This is a genomic window from Enterococcus villorum, assembly GCF_007990225.1.
Lineage (GTDB): Bacteria > Bacillota > Bacilli > Lactobacillales > Enterococcaceae > Enterococcus_B > Enterococcus_B villorum.
In genome coordinates this window covers 1-2946 of sequence record NZ_BJWF01000077.1, presented here as the reverse complement: position 1 = coordinate 2946, position 2946 = coordinate 1, and the positions used below count along the sequence as shown (strand labels likewise).

Annotated in this window: 4 protein-coding genes, 1 tRNA gene and 1 pseudogene; 5 read left to right on the top strand and 1 reads right to left on the bottom strand. The window is 30.4% G+C overall.

All coding sequences use genetic code 11. The features are described from left to right. The 4 genes and pseudogenes from EVI01_RS14200 to EVI01_RS13280 form a co-directional block, all read left to right on the top strand. Window positions 1–142, top strand: a pseudogene (locus EVI01_RS14200) (N-acetylmuramoyl-L-alanine amidase); the annotation flags it as partial. 128 nt (window positions 143–270) lie between these two features. After that, window positions 271–963, top strand: coding sequence for a DUF3800 domain-containing protein (locus EVI01_RS13290; RefSeq protein WP_002325016.1), 693 nt, complete (start codon window positions 271–273; stop codon window positions 961–963). Between the two features lie 420 nt (window positions 964–1383). Continuing rightward, window positions 1384–1581, top strand: a complete 198-nt coding sequence (locus EVI01_RS13285) for a cold-shock protein (protein WP_002293041.1) — start codon at window positions 1384–1386, stop codon at window positions 1579–1581. 421 nt (window positions 1582–2002) lie between these two features. Beyond that, a tRNA-Ile gene (locus EVI01_RS13280) sits at window positions 2003–2075 on the top strand. Window positions 2076–2444: 369 nt separating this feature from the next. Here EVI01_RS13280 and EVI01_RS13275 read toward each other — a convergent pair. Further along, window positions 2445–2702 (bottom strand): hypothetical protein, encoded by a 258-nt coding sequence (locus EVI01_RS13275; RefSeq protein ID WP_002295273.1) that lies wholly within the window; start codon window positions 2700–2702, stop codon window positions 2445–2447. 162 nt (window positions 2703–2864) lie between these two features. On the opposite strand from EVI01_RS13275, the gene EVI01_RS14300 reads away from it, so the two are divergent. Beyond that, window positions 2865–2946, top strand: an 82-nt coding sequence (locus EVI01_RS14300) for a linear amide C-N hydrolase (RefSeq protein WP_371859426.1), incomplete at its 3' end; no start/stop codon positions are given.

The window sequence follows — 2946 nt, the reverse complement described above, 5'->3', positions numbered from 1 at the left end:
ACTAGGCATGGACGTCACTTTGGATTTAAGCTGGGTGAAAAAAGGTACGAAAATTGATGTCATTTTCCGTCGTTGTAATCAAGCTAACGGCGAAGGTGCGGTTAATGATGTGCATATTAAGGATATCTATTTGACTTTATAAACTAAAAGCTCCTCGTTGAGGGGCAGTACATATAATTAGGCTACATCTGCAATTTTAGTTATTGTTATAAAGACGGCTAAGATGTAAAATTAACATATATTTATAACAAATGATCGGAGAAGCGGCTGTTGGAAGAATTACATTTATTTTTTGATGATTCAGGCGTCTTGCATAGGAATGCACCTAATAGATTTTTTGTCTACGCTGGATACGCATTCATTGGCAAGGATAATAAAGAAATTGCAAAAAGAAAATATAAAAAAGTGGTTCAACGAATCCAAACCAAACGAGGTAACAGAGAAGAATTAAAAGCTTGTTATTTAGATAAAAGTGAAAAATACGAATTATACAGGGTTTTAAAAAACGAACATAGTATGGGATTAACAGTTGATATCAAAAGGGTACAGTCAAATATTTTAGATCATAAAAAATCAATACACAGATATAAAGATTATGTATTAAAAAGACTGGTCAAAGAAAAAATTAAGTTGCTGATAAATAGAGGATTATTGAATCCAGAGGACGACTTAAAGCTATGTATCTGTGTGGATGAGCAAGCCACTGCAAGTAATGGCTATTATAATTTTGAGGAATCAGTATATGAAGAACTAAAAAATGGTGTTCATAATTTTAATTATGGTGTATTTTATGAACCTATTTGGAAAGGTAAGTTAGAAATAAATGTGTCTTATTGCGATTCTAAACATAATTATTTGATACAAGCTAGTGATATATTGGCAAACAGATTATGGACATCGTTCAAGATTGATAACAGAGAAATGAGAAATATACCGGAACATTCTTGTATGAGGTTGCCTTAAAAAATAAGCTAAATTTTTTTAAGCATAACTATTGCATTTAGCAGATAGTTACTTTATGATTAACTTACAGGCGAATTAATTTCGCACTGCCGACACAAGGAATACGATAATAATTATTAAGCGTAATGTAAGTACGCCGTCCCTTGTGGGCCACCTCCAAAAGGTGGTTTTTTTATTTAATTTTAATCAGTATTGTATTTGTATTTTCGTTCTGCAATTAACTCTTCTAAATGCTTAAATATAGTTCTTTATATTAAATCGTGTTAGCCTTGTGTTACCATTACATTCGTGTTATACTAAACAAGTAATCTAATTTGAAACGTAATCTGAGCGATATATTCACACTATAAAAACTCCTTTTACAAAGTAATATTAATTGCAACAAAACACGTATTATATACGTATCAGGAGGAAATATATATGAATAACGGTACAGTAAAATGGTTTAACTCAGACAAAGGTTTTGGATTTATCACTGGAGAAGATGGAAATGACGTATTTGCACATTTCTCAGCGATCCAGGGAGAAGGCTTCAAGTCTTTAGATGAAGGCCAAGCAGTTACTTATGATATTGAAGAAGGTCAACGTGGCCCTCAAGCAGTAAATATTGTAAAATAATGTTGAACTTTAAACACCTCATTTGAGGTGTTTTTTTATTTTAAGCTAGATACCGTAATTATTGCTAGCAATTTAGAGTAGTTCGTTACTAATTAAGGAGCAAATAAAATTATTATAATATAAAAAATTAAGCAAATAATAGACTAAAAAATAACTATGTGAGATAATAAACATAGAAAAAAGCTTCAGATACTCCCTCACCCTAGAGTCTTTCCCCAAAAAGATAAGTATCTGAAGCTTTTTTCTTTTTATGACTTGGAAATAATAGCATAAAATAATATATTTTACAAAGAATAAGTACAATCTAGTTTTTTGCTATTAAATGTGTAATAATTAATGTGCCATCACAACAAAGAATGAAAACCATTATTATCTAGTCTATGTCCATTCTTTTTGTTTGCAGTAGTTGTGATGGCTTCTCGTACCTTTAGCTCAATTGGTTAGAGCAGACGGCTCATAACCGTCCGGTCGTAGGTTGAGTCCTACAGGGTACATATAGTAATTAAGTTAGTTCTGTGTTAAAATTATTTAGAAGAGTATTTATGTAAATAAAAGCTTTCTTCAGCCACCTTCGGGCGGTTATTTTTTATACACAATCTTATGTCTATTTCCTTCATAAGTTATGATGACATCTGTTCAGAGCTACTCGAAAGAATAGTTTTTTAGTATTGATTTTTTATAGGATGAGATTATAATAATAGTCGTAATAGCTGATGAATCAATTTCCCAATCTTTTTACGCATTTAAACAGCGAAGCGTCTTCGGACGCTTCTTTTTTGTACTACAATCAATATTTATATTTGGATTACCTCCAGATAGTTTCTTTGTATAAAAAAACGACTCATAATGAGTCGTTTAATAGATCAGAGTAATAAGTCATTGATTTCTTTAAATTCTTTATCAAGTTCTTTTTCATCATATTTTTCATATTTATCAGCTTCATGAAGAACTTTTTTAATTTCATGAATAGCCTTTCGTTCAACTAACCATTTTTTTAGGTTATGTTTTTTTTCTGGATTTTCAGATAACGTATCAAGTTCGTCTAACTCTTTATCCAGTTTATTGACAACAGAAACAATTTTGTTTACAACTTTTTCTTCTTTGTTTTCTAAATTTGACATTTATCTTCACGTCCTTTTTATTTGATAATTTAAGTATAGAACTTTGATATAGTTTATACAAATAAAAACGCTTCTTTGTGTATTCTGTGCTTTTCTTTTGGAATGAGGAAAACTTTGGAGTAATATGAACGTGGACAGAAAAATATTTAGGAGGAATAAACTATGTGTACGTCTATTACTTATGTAACAAGTGATCATTATTTTGGAAGGAATTTTGATTATGAAATATCTTACAATGAAGTAG